This is a genomic window from Ruegeria sp. HKCCSP346 (assembly GCF_017872595.1).
Taxonomy (GTDB): domain Bacteria; phylum Pseudomonadota; class Alphaproteobacteria; order Rhodobacterales; family Rhodobacteraceae; genus Ruegeria.
Genome location: NZ_JAEDOT010000006.1, coordinates 135,987 through 151,605, shown reverse-complemented (window position 1 = coordinate 151,605; position 15,619 = coordinate 135,987). Strand labels below are relative to the sequence as shown.

At 57.9% G+C, this 15,619-nt stretch carries 16 protein-coding genes and 1 riboswitch; of the genes, 14 read left to right on the top strand and 2 right to left on the bottom strand.

The genetic code is table 11. The features are described from left to right. The first annotated feature begins 40 nt into the window (after window positions 1–40). Window positions 41–90: riboswitch (SAM-SAH riboswitch) on the top strand. A gap of 5 nt (window positions 91–95) precedes the next feature. The 4 genes from metK (at window position 96) to cmk (ending at window position 4,114) form a co-directional block, all read left to right on the top strand. Next, entirely contained in the window at window positions 96–1,277 is a 1,182-nt protein-coding gene (gene metK, locus I9185_RS16125) for a methionine adenosyltransferase (protein WP_210093554.1), read from the top strand. 97 nt (window positions 1,278–1,374) lie between these two features. Beyond that, the gene (gene trmB, locus I9185_RS16120) at window positions 1,375–2,085 is read left to right on the top strand and encodes a tRNA (guanosine(46)-N7)-methyltransferase TrmB (protein WP_171724476.1); all 711 of its coding nucleotides are present in this window, start codon (window positions 1,375–1,377) and stop codon (window positions 2,083–2,085) included. Between the two features lie 68 nt (window positions 2,086–2,153). Continuing rightward, entirely contained in the window at window positions 2,154–3,500 is a 1,347-nt protein-coding gene (gene aroA / locus I9185_RS16115; protein ID WP_210093553.1) for a 3-phosphoshikimate 1-carboxyvinyltransferase, read from the top strand. After that, window positions 3,497–4,114 carry a (d)CMP kinase gene (cmk, locus tag I9185_RS16110; RefSeq protein WP_171636757.1) on the top strand — a complete coding sequence of 206 codons (618 nt, stop codon included), beginning with the start codon at window positions 3,497–3,499 and terminating at the stop codon, window positions 4,112–4,114. The genes aroA and cmk overlap by 4 nt, the downstream gene beginning before the upstream one ends. A 21-nt stretch (window positions 4,115–4,135) precedes the next feature. Here cmk and I9185_RS16105 read toward each other — a convergent pair whose 3' ends face one another. Further along, complete coding sequence (locus I9185_RS16105; RefSeq protein ID WP_210093552.1) at window positions 4,136–4,612, bottom strand: YHS domain-containing (seleno)protein; 477 nt, start codon at window positions 4,610–4,612, stop codon at window positions 4,136–4,138. Between the two features lie 217 nt (window positions 4,613–4,829). On the opposite strand from I9185_RS16105, the gene I9185_RS16100 reads away from it, so the two are divergent. The 10 genes from I9185_RS16100 to I9185_RS16055 all read left to right on the top strand — a co-directional run bounded on the left by I9185_RS16100 (window position 4,830) and on the right by I9185_RS16055 (window position 15,187). After that, window positions 4,830–5,366 (top strand): hypothetical protein, encoded by a 537-nt coding sequence (locus tag I9185_RS16100; RefSeq protein ID WP_170344921.1) that lies wholly within the window; start codon window positions 4,830–4,832, stop codon window positions 5,364–5,366. A 193-nt stretch (window positions 5,367–5,559) separates the two neighbouring features. Continuing rightward, window positions 5,560–7,245, top strand: coding sequence for a tryptophan halogenase family protein (locus tag I9185_RS16095; protein ID WP_171636759.1), 1,686 nt, complete (start codon window positions 5,560–5,562; stop codon window positions 7,243–7,245). Window positions 7,246–7,371: 126 nt separating this feature from the next. Next, window positions 7,372–7,689 carry a DUF6525 family protein gene (locus I9185_RS16090; protein WP_280922547.1) on the top strand — a complete coding sequence of 106 codons (318 nt, stop codon included), beginning with the start codon at window positions 7,372–7,374 and terminating at the stop codon, window positions 7,687–7,689. Window positions 7,690–7,920: 231 nt separating this feature from the next. Then, complete coding sequence (gene rpsA, locus I9185_RS16085) at window positions 7,921–9,597, top strand: 30S ribosomal protein S1 (protein WP_039532111.1); 1,677 nt, start codon at window positions 7,921–7,923, stop codon at window positions 9,595–9,597. A gap of 270 nt (window positions 9,598–9,867) precedes the next feature. Next, window positions 9,868–10,152, top strand: coding sequence for an integration host factor subunit beta (gene ihfB, locus I9185_RS16080; protein WP_050603110.1), 285 nt, complete (start codon window positions 9,868–9,870; stop codon window positions 10,150–10,152). 7 nt (window positions 10,153–10,159) lie between these two features. Further along, the gene (locus tag I9185_RS16075) at window positions 10,160–10,510 is read left to right on the top strand and encodes a LapA family protein (protein WP_171117412.1); all 351 of its coding nucleotides are present in this window, start codon (window positions 10,160–10,162) and stop codon (window positions 10,508–10,510) included. Between the two features lie 11 nt (window positions 10,511–10,521). Next, window positions 10,522–11,163, top strand: coding sequence for a phosphoribosylanthranilate isomerase (locus tag I9185_RS16070; protein WP_171724470.1), 642 nt, complete (start codon window positions 10,522–10,524; stop codon window positions 11,161–11,163). 47 nt (window positions 11,164–11,210) lie between these two features. After that, window positions 11,211–11,546: a hypothetical protein gene (locus I9185_RS16065; RefSeq protein WP_210093550.1), complete on the top strand. Its 336-nt coding sequence runs from the start codon at window positions 11,211–11,213 to the stop codon at window positions 11,544–11,546. A 68-nt stretch (window positions 11,547–11,614) separates the two neighbouring features. Next, entirely contained in the window at window positions 11,615–12,862 is a 1,248-nt protein-coding gene (gene trpB, locus I9185_RS16060; protein WP_171229554.1) for a tryptophan synthase subunit beta, read from the top strand. 672 nt (window positions 12,863–13,534) lie between these two features. Further along, window positions 13,535–15,187, top strand: a complete 1,653-nt coding sequence (locus tag I9185_RS16055) for an Ig-like domain-containing protein (protein WP_210093549.1) — start codon at window positions 13,535–13,537, stop codon at window positions 15,185–15,187. A 54-nt stretch (window positions 15,188–15,241) separates the two neighbouring features. Here I9185_RS16055 and I9185_RS16050 read toward each other — a convergent pair whose 3' ends face one another. After that, window positions 15,242–15,616 carry a DUF2237 domain-containing protein gene (locus I9185_RS16050; RefSeq protein ID WP_171117420.1) on the bottom strand — a complete coding sequence of 125 codons (375 nt, stop codon included), beginning with the start codon at window positions 15,614–15,616 and terminating at the stop codon, window positions 15,242–15,244. Between the last annotated feature and the right edge of the window lie 3 nt (window positions 15,617–15,619).

Genomic DNA, 15,619 nt, shown 5'->3' with positions numbered 1-15,619 from the left:
TAGAGATTGACCCCATCTTTAAGCGAGCGTATGCGTCTGTGACCTGTCACAACGGCTTCCTGGCGTGGCGGAGAAACCCCTAATGGAGCGCATTTATGTCCCGACAGAACTATACATTTACTTCGGAATCCGTTTCCGAAGGGCATCCCGACAAGGTCTGTGACCGTATCTCGGATGCTGTCCTTGATGCATTTCTCAATGAAGAACCAGAAGCCCGTGTGGCCTGCGAAACTTTTGCCACGACCAACCGGGTTGTGATCGGTGGCGAAGTAGGTCTGTCTGATCAAGACAAGCTGCACGATTACATGGGTCGCATCGAACAGATCGCCCGCGACTGTGTCAAAGACATCGGTTACGAGCAGGACAAGTTTCACCACGAAACCGTCGAAGTAACCAACCTGCTGCACGAACAATCTGCCCATATCGCTCAGGGCGTTGACGCTGCGGATGACAAGGACGAGGGTGCCGGCGATCAGGGCATCATGTTCGGTTATGCCACGACTGAAACTCCGGCGCTGATGCCTGCACCGATCCAGTATTCACACGCTATCCTGCGGCGACTGGCTGAAGTGCGCAAGAATGGCACCGAACCTGCTTTGGGCCCCGATGCAAAGTCGCAGCTGTCAGTCGTTTATCGCGACGGCAAGCCGGTCGGCGTCAGCTCGATCGTTTTGTCTACGCAGCACCTGGATGAAGCGCTATCTTCGAATGACATCCGCGCCATCGTCGAGCCTTATATCCGTGAAACCCTGCCTGACGGCTGGCTGTCGGCCGAAACCGAATGGCACGTCAACCCGACCGGCAAATTCGTTATCGGCGGACCGGATGGTGACGCGGGCCTGACCGGGCGCAAGATCATCGTGGACACTTATGGCGGCGCGGCCCCTCATGGCGGCGGCGCGTTCTCGGGCAAAGACCCGACCAAGGTTGACCGCTCGGCAGCATACGCGGCACGCTATCTGGCCAAAAACGTCGTGGCGGCCGGCATGGCCGAACGCTGCACGATTCAGCTGAGCTATGCGATTGGCGTGTCCAAGCCGCTGTCGATCTATGCCGACACACATGGAACCGGCCAATTGGCGGATGCGGTTATCGAAAAAGCTGTGGGTGAGGTCATGGATCTGACACCGCGCGGCATTCGCCAGCATCTGCAACTGAACAAGCCGATCTATCAGCGCACAGCTGCATACGGCCACTTTGGTCGCCAGCCGAGCGATGATGGTGGTTTCAGCTGGGAGCGCACCGATCTGGTCGATGCGTTGAAATCCGCAGTCTGACCTGAACAACACAAAGCGCGCCTTTGAGGGCGCGCTTTTTCCTTGTGCGTGCCGCTCGCCCTTGCAACGTTCTCTGGCGCGCAGTATGGCGACCGCCATGAGCACCGAGACCCCACAACGCCCGCGCAGAAACTTCTATGGCCGCTTCAAGGGCAAGACCCTGAAGCCCAGCCAAAAGACCTATCTGAACGAAGATCTGGCGGCTTTGTCGCCCGGTGCGGTGGATTGGGATACAAACCCCGAACGCAGGCCGTTGGACCTGAACACGTTGTTCGGCGGCAAACCGGTTTGGCTGGAAGTCGGCTTTGGCGGCGGCGAGCATCTGGTTCATCAGGCGCAAAGCAACCCCGACATCGGCATCATCGGGGCCGAGCCCTATATCAACGGCGTTGCCATGCTGCTGGGCAAAATTCGGCAGGCGGGGGTTGATAACCTTGCTGTGCATCCCGGCGATGCCCGAGACCTGTTCGACGTGCTGCCAGAGGCCAGTATATCGCGCGCCTTCCTTCTGTATCCTGACCCGTGGCCGAAAACCCGGCATCATCGTCGCCGTTTCGTGACGCCGGAACATCTTGAACCATTGGCAAAGGTCTTGAAGCCCGGATCGATCTTCCGGGTCGCCACGGACATCCCCGACTATGTGCGGCAGACACTGGAGGAAGTCCCCCGCGCCGGGTTCGAGTGGCTGGCCGAGCGCCCCGCAGATTGGCGCGAGCCGTGGGACGACTGGATTTCCACACGCTACGAGCAGAAAGCCTTGCGTGAAGGACGCACGCCCCATTACCTGACCTTCCGCCGCAAAGACTGATTGCCGCTGGACCAACCGGTGCCAATTCGCTAATCGGCTTGAGCACTGATAGCGCAAAAGGAGCCCCCATGTCCGGACACGGAACGCCCATCCCGATGACTTCGCATCCCTGCGGCCCGCTGACCGGCACGGCAGAGGTGCCGGGCGACAAGTCAATTTCGCACCGGTCACTGATCCTTGGCGCGATGGCTGTAGGCGAGACCAGGATATCGGGGTTGCTCGAAGGTGAGGACGTCTTGGACACCGCAAAGGCAATGCGGGCCTTCGGGGCAGAAGTCACAGATCATGGCGGCGGCGAATGGACCGTGCATGGCGTGGGCGTTGGCGGGTTTGCCGAACCGGATCAGGTGATTAACTGCGGCAATTCCGGCACCGGAGTCCGGCTGATCATGGGTGCCATGGCGACCTCGCCGATTACGGCAACTTTTACCGGCGATGCCAGCCTGAACAAGCGTCCCATGGCGCGAGTAACGGATCCGCTTGCGTTGTTTGGCGCGCAGGCCGTGGGCCGCTCGGGGGGGCGTTTGCCCATGACGATCGTCGGTGCGGCAGACCCGACTCCGGTCCGGTACGAAGTTCCGGTGCCCTCGGCCCAGGTGAAATCCGCCGTCCTGCTGGCGGGTCTGAATGCCCCCGGTGAAACCGTGGTTATCGAGAAAGAGGCGACCCGCGATCATTCCGAGCGGATGTTGTCCGGTTTCGGTGCCGAAATTACGGTGGAAGACACCGATGAAGGCCGGGTCATCACTTTGACGGGGCGCCCGGAGTTGAAGCCGCAAGTCATCGCCGTTCCACGCGACCCGTCCAGCGCTGCCTTCCCGGTTTGCGCCGCGCTGATCACGCCCGGTTCGGACGTTCTGGTGCCGGGTATCGGCCTGAACCCCACGCGCGCGGGCCTGTTCACGACGCTGCGCGAGATGGGCGCCGACCTGACCTATGAAAACGAGCGCGAAGAGGGCGGCGAGCCGGTTGCCGATCTGCGCGCGAAATACTCGCCAGACATGAAGGGTATTGACGTACCGCCTGAACGCGCGGCCTCGATGATTGACGAATATCCCGTTTTGTCCGTGGTTGCCGCAAACGCCACGGGCACCACGATGATGGGCGGAGTGAAGGAACTCCGGGTGAAGGAAAGCGACCGCATCGATGCCATGGCGCGCGGTCTGCGCGCCAACGGCGTCACGGTCAACGAGGGTGACGACTGGTGGTCGGTCGAAGGGTTGGGTATCGGCAAGGTTCCCGGCGGCGGGACGTGCGAAAGCTTCCTGGATCACCGCATTGCCATGTCCTTCATGGTGATGGGCATGGGCGCGCAGAACCCGGTAAGCGTGGATGATGGTGGTCCGATCGCGACATCCTTCCCGATTTTTGAACCGTTAATGGCGTCGCTTGGTGCAAAGGTAGAGCGCAGGTGAGCTTCACTGTCGCCATTGACGGACCTGCGGCTGCGGGCAAAGGCACGATCTCCAAGGCCGTTGCGGCGCATTTCGGGTTCGCGCATCTGGACACCGGCTTGCTGTATCGCGCCGTTGGGCGGCGTACTCTTGAAGGGTTTGGCGCGCTTGAAGCAGCGCAGGCCCTGACCGCCGAAGAGCTTGAGCAGGGTGATCTGCGCACGGCTGAAATCGCGCAGGCCGCATCCAAAGTGGCGGTGATCCCCGAGGTTCGCGCCGCCTTGGTGGATTTTCAGCGCGCCTTTGCCCGAAGGTCGGGCGGTGCCGTCTTGGATGGGCGCGACATCGGGACGGTGATTTGTCCCAATGCCGAGGTGAAGCTGTTTGTAACGGCCAGCCCAGAGGTGCGAGCTGAACGCCGGTTTCTGGAGCTTAGCGCAAAGGGTGCTGACGTGACGCGCGAACAGGTTCTGGCAGATGTTAAAGAGCGGGATGCGCGGGACGCAGAGCGCAGCGCTGCGCCGATGAAGCCAGCCGAGGATGCAGTGCGACTGGACACAACAGACCTCAGTATCGAGGCTGCATTGGCCAAAGCGCTTGAAATCATAAGCGCAAAACTGCCCGCGACGCGCTGACGTCGCAGGCAGGGGCGGAGTTTACAGCTCGCCTACGGCGATGCTCTTGATATTTGCCCACTGTTCGTCCGCCGTTTTTGTGGTGGCGGGAACGTCCTTCAGGAAGGCCGCGCGGGTTTCGGCGTTCAGGAACAGGTACAGTTTTCCATCTGCGACCAGGTACTGATCCGGGTCTCCGTCGAACTTCTTGCCGACCGACACGCCGAATGAACAGAACCCACCATGCTGCGGCAGATAGGCCGCCGGGTTGGCCACGAACGCCTCTAGGTTGGCGGCGGTGGTGAAGTAATAGGATGCGCCATCATATGTCGCCGAGTGGGTGGCGAAGCCTTCGACCGGGTTGCCATCATTGACCAAAGCAACCAGATCGACCCCATGTGCGGCAAGCGGGGCACCTGCGGCCGAGATGCCGTTCGACACGTTGATTTCGTCCGCGGCAAAAGCCGGAGTGGACAGGGCGATGGCGGCCGCCAGGGCGGTGAAGACGATAGTTTTCATTACACGTTTCCTCTTGGTTCTGGGTTCGGGTCGATCGGATCGTCGACCGGTGAAACATAGTTAGGGGGTGAAAGTTGGACGTGTAATCGCAGATAGGCCATCAAATATTGCAGATCGTACAAGTATCTGAATGGCCAGAAGGCGCGTTCACCAAGCTTTGTTTGGTCAGTGTGGTTTTGCGTACCTATGCTGAAAGAATGCCTGCAGGAGTGCCATCATGATCCGATTAGCCCTCATTCTTGTTTTCATTGCCCGAAGCCTTGCCGCGCAAGAGCCCGTGCAAAGCCCACCCGAAGCCGAGCCGCCCATGACGTACGAACGGCTGGGCAACATTCTTTTCGCGCTTGACCCCGAAGCAGAGCCGAGCGGCCCCGGGTTTCAATTGACGATTGCAGGGGTACAGGTCTTGGTCATCACCGACACCAATGCGGATCGGATGCGGGCCATGGTCCCGATCCGCAGCGCCGAGGCGCTGTCGGAGGAAGACTTGATTCGAATGATGCAGGCCAATTTCGACAGCACTCTGGATGCCCGTTACGCGATCGCCAATGGCACCTTGTGGGCTGCGTTTATCCACCCGTTGTCCCTGTTGGAAAAAGATCAGCTGATCTCGGGGCTGGCCCAGACTGTGAACATCGCCAGGACATATGGCACCCTGTATTCCGGTGGCGCGGCAGAGTTCGGAGGCGGCGACAGCACCGATCTGCAACGTGAGTTGATTGAAGAACTGCTGAAGAAAGGCGAAGAGATCTGACCTGCACCGTGAATATGGGAATGGCGTGACGCCTGCTGGTTGGCCGACGTTGCGCGGCCGGGCCTTCATAGACCCTAGATGGATTCAGGAAAGCTGTTATAGTTTCTTCCCAGCGAAAAGGGAAAGCTGCGACACAACCCGCAAAAAGCAGGGGCGCAGCAAAAAAATCCCGAGCCAACAGGGACAAAACTACATGAACAATCGTTTGAACAAAATCACTATCGTGGGTGGCGGTACGGCTGGATGGATGACCGCGCTGATCCTGGACATGGTGTTTTCCCGCACGTCAGCGCCCAAGGATCGACCGCAAATCTGTCTGATCGAAAGCCCGAACATCTCGACCGTGGGGGTGGGTGAAGCCACGGTTCCGCGGATGCCTGTCACGCTGCGTCAGGCGGGCATTTCAGAGCGGAGTTTCTTCCGCGAGACAAACGCATCGTTCAAGCTGGGTGTGAAGTTCTGCAATTGGAACAATGACGCCAAGGGCAATCGCATCGACTACATGAACCCCTTTGCGCACGGCCAGATGCTTGAGGGACTGGAGGCTGCCGAGTATTTCCTGCGCTTCGGCAATGGCGACAGGGATTTCACGCAGTCTATCTCGCCGCATGATGATCTGGCCCGTTTGTGCAAGGGCGCGCGTCAGTTGGGGCAGCCGGAATTCGAACAACGGTTTGGTTATGCCTATCATCTGGATGCCGTAAAGTTTGCAGGCATGCTGACCAGGGTCTGCACGAAGCGCGGAGTGGAACATATCCGGGATGAGGTGCAAACGGTCGAGCTGGATGAACAGGGCAATGTCAGTCATCTCATGCTCGAGGCAAAAGGCCGCCATGATATTGAGATGGTCGTGGATTGCACCGGGTTTCGTGGGCTGATCATCAACAAGGCACTCGGTGAGCCATTTTTGGATTACTCTGACTACCTGCCCAATGATCGGGCCATGGCGTTGCAGATCGAGCATCCAGATCCTGACAAGATCGAAAGCGCCACCAGATCCACTGCCTTGGGCGCAGGTTGGACGTGGCGCGTGCCGCTTTTTAACCGTGTGGGCACAGGATATGTCTATTCGTCGGCACACCGAACGGATGACCAGGCGGCGGACGAGTACCTTGAGTGGCTGGGTGACAGCGGCAAAGGTTTGACACCGCGCGTGATCCCGATGCGCGTTGGTCGCGTGCGCAATGCCTGGGTCAAGAATTGCGTGGCCATAGGCCTGTCCGGTGGGTTCATTGAACCGCTGGAAAGCACGGCGATCCATATGATTGACCATGCGATACGCTGGTTCGCCGAGCATTTGCCCACGCGAGACATCGAGCCTTCGCTGAGGGACAGATACAATCGGCAGATGGACAAGCTTTATAACGAGGTACTGGAATTCATCTGTTTACACTATCGGTTGGGCAACCGTACCGATGACCAATACTGGATCGATGCGCGCACCGAGATGAAGATACCGGATCGATTGGCCGAAAATCTTGAACTGTGGCAGTATCGCCTGCCGATGGATCACGATATCGAGTTCGCCACTTTGTTTGACAGCCGCGTTTATCAAACCGTTCTTTTGGGCAAACAGGTTTATGATACGGGCTATGGTTCAGGCATCCGTGATCGTCTTCGACCGTTGAAGAAACCGATTTGGTTCCAGGGTATGAAGAACGCGAAAATGGATCTGGCGAAGATCGTTAAATCCATGCCGGATCACAAAACACTGTTGCGCGATATCCGGGGGGAACTTGATCAACCTGCCTTTGGAATGGCGGCGGCAATGAAGCCGACAGTGGCGATGCCGGGCACGGCGCCAGCCCCTGTGGTCATCGAGAACATGCCGAACTTTGCTGAAATCCAAAGCGGTAAAAAGGATTTGCAACTGTTCTGACTGCTTCCTGCCCGTCGCGCAGGGAATGTTTGCAGGAAAGGCGGGGTGCAAACTCCCCGTCTTTTTTACTTCCAACTGTTTTATCAATATGTAATGTAATCACATATATAGTGAAAGGCGACCGCTTTGCGACAACAGAAGAAACAAGGGCAAACAAAGGGTCGGAACTTGCGGAGCACCCTCAAACGTCGGAGACGACAGGCGGCGCCTATGCAGGTTTACGATTCTCTGCCGTCAGGGCTGCGCCAGTGGTTGGCCTCGGCAAGTTTGCCGTGGAGCCCCGTTTCTGCGCAAAAAATCTGGACCCGGGCCGGAGGCGCGTGCAACCCTTCCGCAGCGTTGATGCGACTGGACGCAATTGAACAGGCCATGCTGCGGCGCGATGCCGGGGTTTGGACCTTCAAAACCGGCAACGCGCCTGGGTACAGAGCCGCCAAACCTTGAAAATATGGGCTTTGCCCTTGCACATACCGGGGAATCCGCCTATACGCGCGCTGTCGATACAAGGGCGGTCAACGTCCGGATGACGTTTCTGAGCAGGGCCGGGTTACCTCGGCCCTTTGTGTTTGTTTGCTCAGGGGCGCACCGGGTCACGTCCGATGGCACCATGAATCAAGACCGGCGGAGACAACCGCTCGGCCAGCAAAAACGTATTGTAAAGGAAAACAACGCCACATGGCTAACGCATCCATGGAGGAATTCGAAGCCCTCCTGAATGAAAGCTTCGAAATGGACACACCCGAAGAGGGTTCTGTTGTCAAAGGCAAGGTTCTGGCGATCGAAGCCGGCCAGGCCATCATCGACGTCGGCTACAAAATGGAAGGCCGCGTTGATCTGAAAGAATTCGCAAATCCCGGCGAAGCCCCTGAAATCGCTGTAGGTGACGAGGTCGAAGTTTACCTGCGTGCCGCAGAAAACGCCCGTGGCGAAGCCGTCATCTCGCGCGAGATGGCCCGCCGTGAAGAGGCATGGGACCGTCTGGAAAAAGCATATGCCGACGACCAGCGCGTCGAAGGTGCAATCTTTGGTCGGGTCAAAGGTGGTTTCACCGTCGATCTGGGTGGCGCAGTTGCGTTCCTGCCCGGCTCGCAGGTTGATGTCCGCCCCGTGCGCGACGCTGGCCCGCTGATGGGGCTGAAGCAGCCTTTCCAGATTCTGAAAATGGACCGCCGCCGTGGCAACATCGTTGTTTCGCGTCGCGCAATTCTGGAAGAATCGCGTGCCGAACAGCGTGCCGAGGTTATCGGCAACCTGTCCGAAGGTCAGACCGTCGAGGGTGTTGTCAAGAACATTACCGAATACGGTGCATTCGTTGACCTGGGCGGCGTTGACGGCCTGCTGCACGTCACCGACATGGCATGGCGCCGTGTGAACCACCCGTCCGAGATCCTGACGATCGGCGAAACCATCAAGGTTCAGGTCATCAAGATCAACAAAGAGACCCACCGCATCAGCCTGGGCATGAAGCAGCTGCAGGAAGATCCGTGGGATCTGGTTGCTGCGAAATACCCTCTGGGCTCGGTCCATCAGGGTCGCGTCACCAACATCACCGACTACGGCGCGTTCGTCGAACTGGAAGCCGGTGTCGAAGGTCTGGTGCACGTATCCGAGATGTCCTGGACCAAGAAAAACGTCCACCCCGGCAAGATCGTTTCGACCAGCCAGGAAGTCGACGTCATGGTTCTGGAAATCGACGGCGCCAAGCGTCGCGTGTCTCTGGGCCTGAAGCAGACTCAGCGCAACCCATGGGAAGTGTTTGCAGAAACACACCCCGAGGGCACCGAGGTCGAAGGCGAAGTCAAGAACATCACCGAATTCGGTCTGTTCATTGGCCTCGAAGGCGACATCGACGGCATGGTTCACCTGTCGGACCTGTCCTGGGACGAGCGTGGCGAGGATGCGATCCAGAACTACCGCAAAGGCGACATGGTTTCGGCCGTTGTCTCGGAAGTTGACGTGGAAAAAGAGCGTATCTCGCTGTCGATCAAAGCCTTGGGCGGTGACAAGTTCGCCGAAGCCGTGGGCGGCGTGAAGCGTGGCTCGGTCATCACCGTTGAAGTCACCGCGATCGAAGATGGTGGCATCGAGGTCGAGTACGAAGGCATGAAGTCGTTCATCCGTCGTTCGGACCTGTCGCGTGACCGTGCCGAACAGCGCCCCGAGCGTTTCTCGGTCGGTGACAAGGTCGACGTCCGCGTCACCAACGTCGACAGCAAGACCCGTCGTCTGGGCCTGTCGATCAAGGCGCGCGAGATCGCCGAAGAAAAAGAGGCCGTGGAACAGTACGGTTCTTCCGACTCGGGCGCGTCGCTGGGCGACATCCTGGGTGCAGCGCTGAAGTCGGGCGACTAAGCCAAGGCAGTATCCCAAGCATGAATTTCGGCCCCGCACGACAGTGCGGGGCCGTTTTTGTTGCGAATCAATATGTTCCGAACCGCAGGGTTAATTAGGGGATTGATCGCGCATTAAGTGTGGAAATTGGCCTGACAGATAAAATTTCGCGCGAGAATGTGGCAAAATAAAGCCTCAAAACTCAGAGTATCCGTTCCCCCCTTCCGGGTTTTTTCCTATACTGTCAAAACAGTAGACCTGTCACACCGGCTGCCTGGGAGGGTATCACGCATGATCCGTTCAGAATTGATTCAGAAAATCGCTGACGAAAACCCGCATCTCTATCAGCGTGATGTCGAGCGGATCGTGAACACCGTATTCGAAGAAGTCACAGACGCCATGGCGCGCGGTGACCGTGTCGAACTGCGGGGCTTTGGTGCCTTTTCCGTAAAAAAACGCGACGCACGTGTTGGGCGCAACCCGCGCACGGGCGAAACGGTGCAGGTCGAAGAAAAATGTGTACCGTTTTTCAAAACTGGCAAGTTGCTCAGGGATCGATTGAACGGTAAAGCCTGACACCATGATGCGTTACCTTCGATATGCTTTTCTGGCGGCCCTCGGGATCATCCTGATTTCCGTGTCTCTTGCCAATGTTCAGTCCGTAGAACTGAAACTGATGCCGGATGCTCTGGCCGAGCTTCTGGGTTTTAACCTCAGCGCGTCACTGCCGCTGTTTCTGGTGGTTTTGGGGGGTGTTGCGGCAGGATTGGTTATTGGTTTCCTGTGGGAATGGCTGCGGGAACACAAGCACCGCCGCGACGCGACCGTGAAGAAAACCGAAGTGCGCAAGCTTGAGCGCGAAGTCAAGAAGCTCAAGAAAAAGCAAAACGAAGGCAAGGACGATGTACTTGCCATTCTGGATGAGGCGAGCTGAGCCTGACCGCTATGCCTGATGTTCGGTTCAAAATCTGCGGTCTGACCGCACCGGATCACGTGCGCGCTGCGGCAGACGCCGGGGCAGGCTATGTTGGGTTCGTTTTCTTTCCGAAATCGCCACGCAATCTGGATATTTCGCGGGCCGCAGAACTGGCGCATCTGGTCCCAGTTGGCGTTGCCAAGGTGGCTTTGGTGGTGAATGCCACTGACGAAGAATTGGACGGAATCGTTTCGACTGTACCGCTTGATATGCTTCAACTGCATGGCAAGGAATCGCCCGAACGGGTTTCCGAAATTCGCGAGCGATTTGGTTTGCCGGTGATGAAAGCCATAGGAGTGGCCGAGGCCGAGGATCTGGCGGCCGTCGATCTTTACTCGGAGGTGGCCGATCAACTGCTGATCGATGCGAAACCGCCCAGAGAGGCTGAATTGCCGGGCGGCAACGGGTTGGCTTTTGACTGGCGGCTGTTGGCCGGACGGAAATACTGGCGCCGGCCTTGGATGCTGGCCGGTGGCCTGACACCCCAGAACGTTGCCGAAGCAGTCCGGATGACAGGTGCCCGGCAGGTGGATGTGTCATCCGGTGTCGAAAGCGCGCCGGGTGTGAAAGATGCTGCCCTGATCCGCGACTTTGCATCGGCTCTCAGGTGATCTGATAAAGATCTTGCTGCGTATCCCACGAAACAGAGGGGTTGAGCATGCTCGCAGCAATCGGGGGCGTTTCCTTGAAACATTGGTACCATGCGCCGGAGTTTTTCTGGCGCGCGGGACAGGCCTGTCGGCAGGCGCAAGGCGACCCATTGTGCCTGCACGCTGACTTGTTCAGGCAGGATGGCATCTATTTTTCATTCAGTGTCTGGCAAGACATCGAAGCAATGCTGACATTTTCCCAATCCGGCCCACACAGGCGTGCCTTGTTGGCGGCCGATCGTTTGGCGGATGTGAACAGGTTTCATCATTTTCCGTGCATTGGTGTGCCCAGCTCGGCGCAGGCGGTTCAGGTCTGGCGTCAAAACACGCAGGCTGTGGAATGATGCGTTTTGCCCATGGCAAATCCCGCTGCCACCACCTATGAACAACAGATACGACGAGGGAGACACCCATGGCCAACGATCTTTTCAATTCCTTCATGTCCGGCCCTGACGAACAGGGACGTTTCGGCATCTTCGGCGGGCGTTTTGTCAGTGAAACTCTGATGCCGCTGATCCTGTCACTGGAAGAGGAATACAACAAGGCCAAAGATGATCCGACGTTCTGGGCCGAAATGGATGACCTGTGGGCAAACTATGTGGGTCGTCCTTCGCCGCTGTATTTTGCGGAACGCCTGACCGAGCATCTGGGGGGTGCCAAGATCTATCTGAAGCGTGACGAGCTGAACCACACCGGCGCGCACAAGATCAACAACGTGCTTGGGCAGATCATTCTGGCGCGGCGTATGGGCAAGACCCGGATCATTGCTGAAACCGGGGCAGGGCAACACGGCGTGGCCACCGCCACCGTATGTGCCAAGTTTGGCTTGAAATGCATTGTCTATATGGGGGCGCACGACGTGCAGCGTCAGGCCCCGAACGTATTCCGCATGCGTCTTCTGGGGGCCGAGGTGATCCCTGTGACCTCGGGCCGTGGGACGCTCAAGGATGCGATGAATGACGCGCTGCGCGACTGGGTGACTAATGTGCGCGACACGTTCTACTGCATCGGCACCGTGGCTGGGCCGCACCCCTATCCGGCAATGGTCCGCGATTTCCAGTCGATCATCGGCAAGGAAGCGAAAGAGCAGATGATGAAGGCCGAAGGCCGTTTGCCCGACACGATCATTGCGGCCATCGGCGGCGGTTCGAACGCGATGGGTCTGTTCTATCCTTTCCTCGACGACAAGGACGTCAACATCATAGGCGTCGAGGCGGGCGGAAAAGGTGTGAACGAGAAAATGGAGCATTGCGCTTCGCTGACCGGCGGACGGCCGGGCGTGCTGCACGGCAACCGGACCTATCTGTTGCAGGATGACGATGGCCAGATTCTTGAAGGCTATTCAATCTCGGCCGGGCTGGACTATCCGGGCATCGGGCCCGAGCATTCCTGGTTGCACGAAATTGGACGCGCGAATTACGTCTCGATCACTGACAAGGAAGCGCTCGAGGCGTTCCAGCTGTGCTGCGCAACCGAGGGGATCATCCCGGCGCTGGAACCAAGCCACGCATTGGCCCATGTGATGAAGATCGCACCGGAATTGCCCAAGGATCACCTGATCTGCATGAACATGTGCGGCCGTGGAGACAAGGACGTTCAGACCGTGGCCAAATATCTGAACTTCGATATGTCAGACACCGAAGGCCGTACGGCGGGTTGAGTGTGAACCGGGGCGGCATGTCCCGGTTGCTCTGTTATGGCGTCCTTGGCTCAAGCGGTCCTGAAAGCAACATTTTCAAGGCGAAATGTCCTGACGTTCCAGAGCAGGACAGGCGGGATAGTCAAACATGTGACATGTCCGCCCAAATCAGGTTGCCCTGCAAAAAAAGGGCCGCCGCCAAGGCGCATGTAAGGACAACACAGAGGCCCGAGGAATCGCCGGCTGCTGGGAAACCTCGATCATTGTGCCTGCATTTGTTTCCCGACAACTGCCAGTTGCGATCTCTGCCTGGGATTGTTTCGAACATCCCGTCAAGGTCGAGAATCTGTAACCGGCATATTTTGAGCACGTGACTTGCAAAGTCACGGCTTGTTGTGACGTCTTGCCGAGAAGACTCCTTGAAAACACCGGGGTTTGAAGTGCTTTCCGACATTTTTTGCCTTTGTCTTTTGGTTTGTGCACAGCCATGTGGCCCGCACGCCAAAGTTGAGTTGCTTCCAATTCTATACAGTGTCTCCAATTTGAATTAACTATTGGGTAACTGGCGTAGTTGCGGCCGGTTCAGGGGACGTCTCTGCAATGGATGGGACAATGGATGACGTGGCTCGGGGCACAGTGTCTTTGCCCGGGCGCCCTGGTGTTTAGCGCCCTCGCGGTGTTGTAGGAGGTAAAATGGTCAGGTCCGTTATTTCGAGGCTGTTGTGCCTCTGTTTTCTGATTTCAGCACTCATGATCGGAAGCGCGAAAGAGGGTGCGGCCCTTGGTGGCGGCTTCTTCATAACCTCAGTTCCGACGCCGAACGGGGGAAGCATCTTTTTCAACAATATCCCACTTACCGGATCGGCCTTTGTTTCGCTGGGTGGGTCGGGGCAGGTTCCCGGCGGTAGTTTCTATTTCAACAACGGCATTCTGAACCTGAGTGCGATCACGCCTGCCGGCCTTGCTTCCCTGGGCTATATCGGCGCAACCATTCTCAGTCAGGATGGCGCGGATTCCACATATGCGGCAGACGGGTATATGGGGATTACGTTCACTGCGCGCGAAACCGTCGGAGGGCCGCTTTATCGCTATGAGATCGCGTTGTCCGGTGTAACGAACACCCAAATCGTCAACACGCGCGTTCTGGTGGATACGACACAGCCAACTGCAACGATTGGGGCCCTGACGCCGACCGGCAGCGGAACGTTTCAAGCAACCATTACGCTGAGCGAACCAAGCACCGATTTCACCGTGGGCGACCTGTCCGTCACCAATGCAACGACCACTCTGACCGGGTCCGGCACCAGCTATGTCGCCACTTTGACGCCCCAGAACAACGGTACCATCGAGCTTTTCATTCCGGCAGGGGTGTTCTCGGACGCGGCTGGGAATCTGAACCTTGAGTCAAACAGGGTCAGCACGCTTCAGGCCGTGACAAATGCTCAACGTCAGATTCAGGCGTTCCAGAACGCCCGGGCCAACAGCCTTGTGTCGAACCAGCCGAAACTGACCCAGTTTCTGCAAGGTTCGGGGTCGGGTGTACTGGACGCTTCGGTCACGCAGGGCTCGGGGTATCTGAATTTCGCCAGTGATCCGGCGCGCCCCGTCTGGTTCAGTGTGACCGGCAACTGGAGTTCTCAGGATGATTATGACAACTCCTATGCACTGGCTGTTGTCGGGGCTCATCGCCAGATCAATTCGAACCTGTTGATCGGCGCCATGCTTCAGTTCGACTATGCCGAAACGGAAAACGGCCCGGCCAGCGTGGACGGTACGGGCTGGCTGGTTGGTCCTTATGTGGTGGCAAAATTGCCCAATCATTCGGTGTTTCTTGAAGGGCGGGTACTTTATGGCCAGGCCGACAACAACATCTCTCCGTTTGGCACCTACGAAGACAGTTTCGACAGTGACCGTTGGCTGGTCCAGTCGCGCGTGACAGGTGAGATAAAGCGTGGCGCCCTGACATTGATGCCCTTGCTGGACGTAAGTTATGCCAGTGACGATCAGAAAGCTTATACCGACAGCTTGGGTAATCTGATTCCACAGCAGGATTTCAGTTTGACGACGGCACGGCTGGGTGTGGATTTCAGCCACCCGCTTCAAGTGTCACGAGGAGAGATGATGCTGACGGGCGGGCTTTCTGGGATTTGGAGCACGACTTCGGGTACTGGCACCGCCCCGGGCGTGACACCGATTGGCGACACCGCCCGTGCCCGTGCGGATCTGGGCCTGGACTATCGGTTGGAAAACAACAGCTTGCTTGCAGCAAACGTGTTCTACGATGGCATTGGTGAAAGCGGTTTTGAAAACTACAGCATCAGCCTGATCTGGCAAATGGCGTTCTGACCTTGGGGCGAAACTGGATCGCGGATCAGGTCTCGCCCCAGGCGCAATGGCTGTCTAGGCATTCGCCTTGTTCTGAAGCAAGATATCAAGCGGCACAATCTCGAGCGCGCGTTGATGGGTCGCCTCCAGGTGAACCTTTGGGGCGCATCCTTCGTCATGGGCTTGTAGGAACCGGCCGGCACACAGACACCAGCTGTCACCGGGCTTGAGGCCCGGGAAATCGAACTCGGGCCGAGCCGTGCTCAGATCATTGCCGACGTATTTCGAGAATGCCAGAAACTCGGCCGTCATCACGGCACAAACCGTATGGCTTCCCTGATCCTCGGGGCAGGTATTGCACGCACCGTCGCGGAAGAACCCGGTCAGAGGATCGCGTGAGCAGGGCGCCAGAACGCCGCCGAGTACATTGATACTGTCTTGCTTCTGCATGAA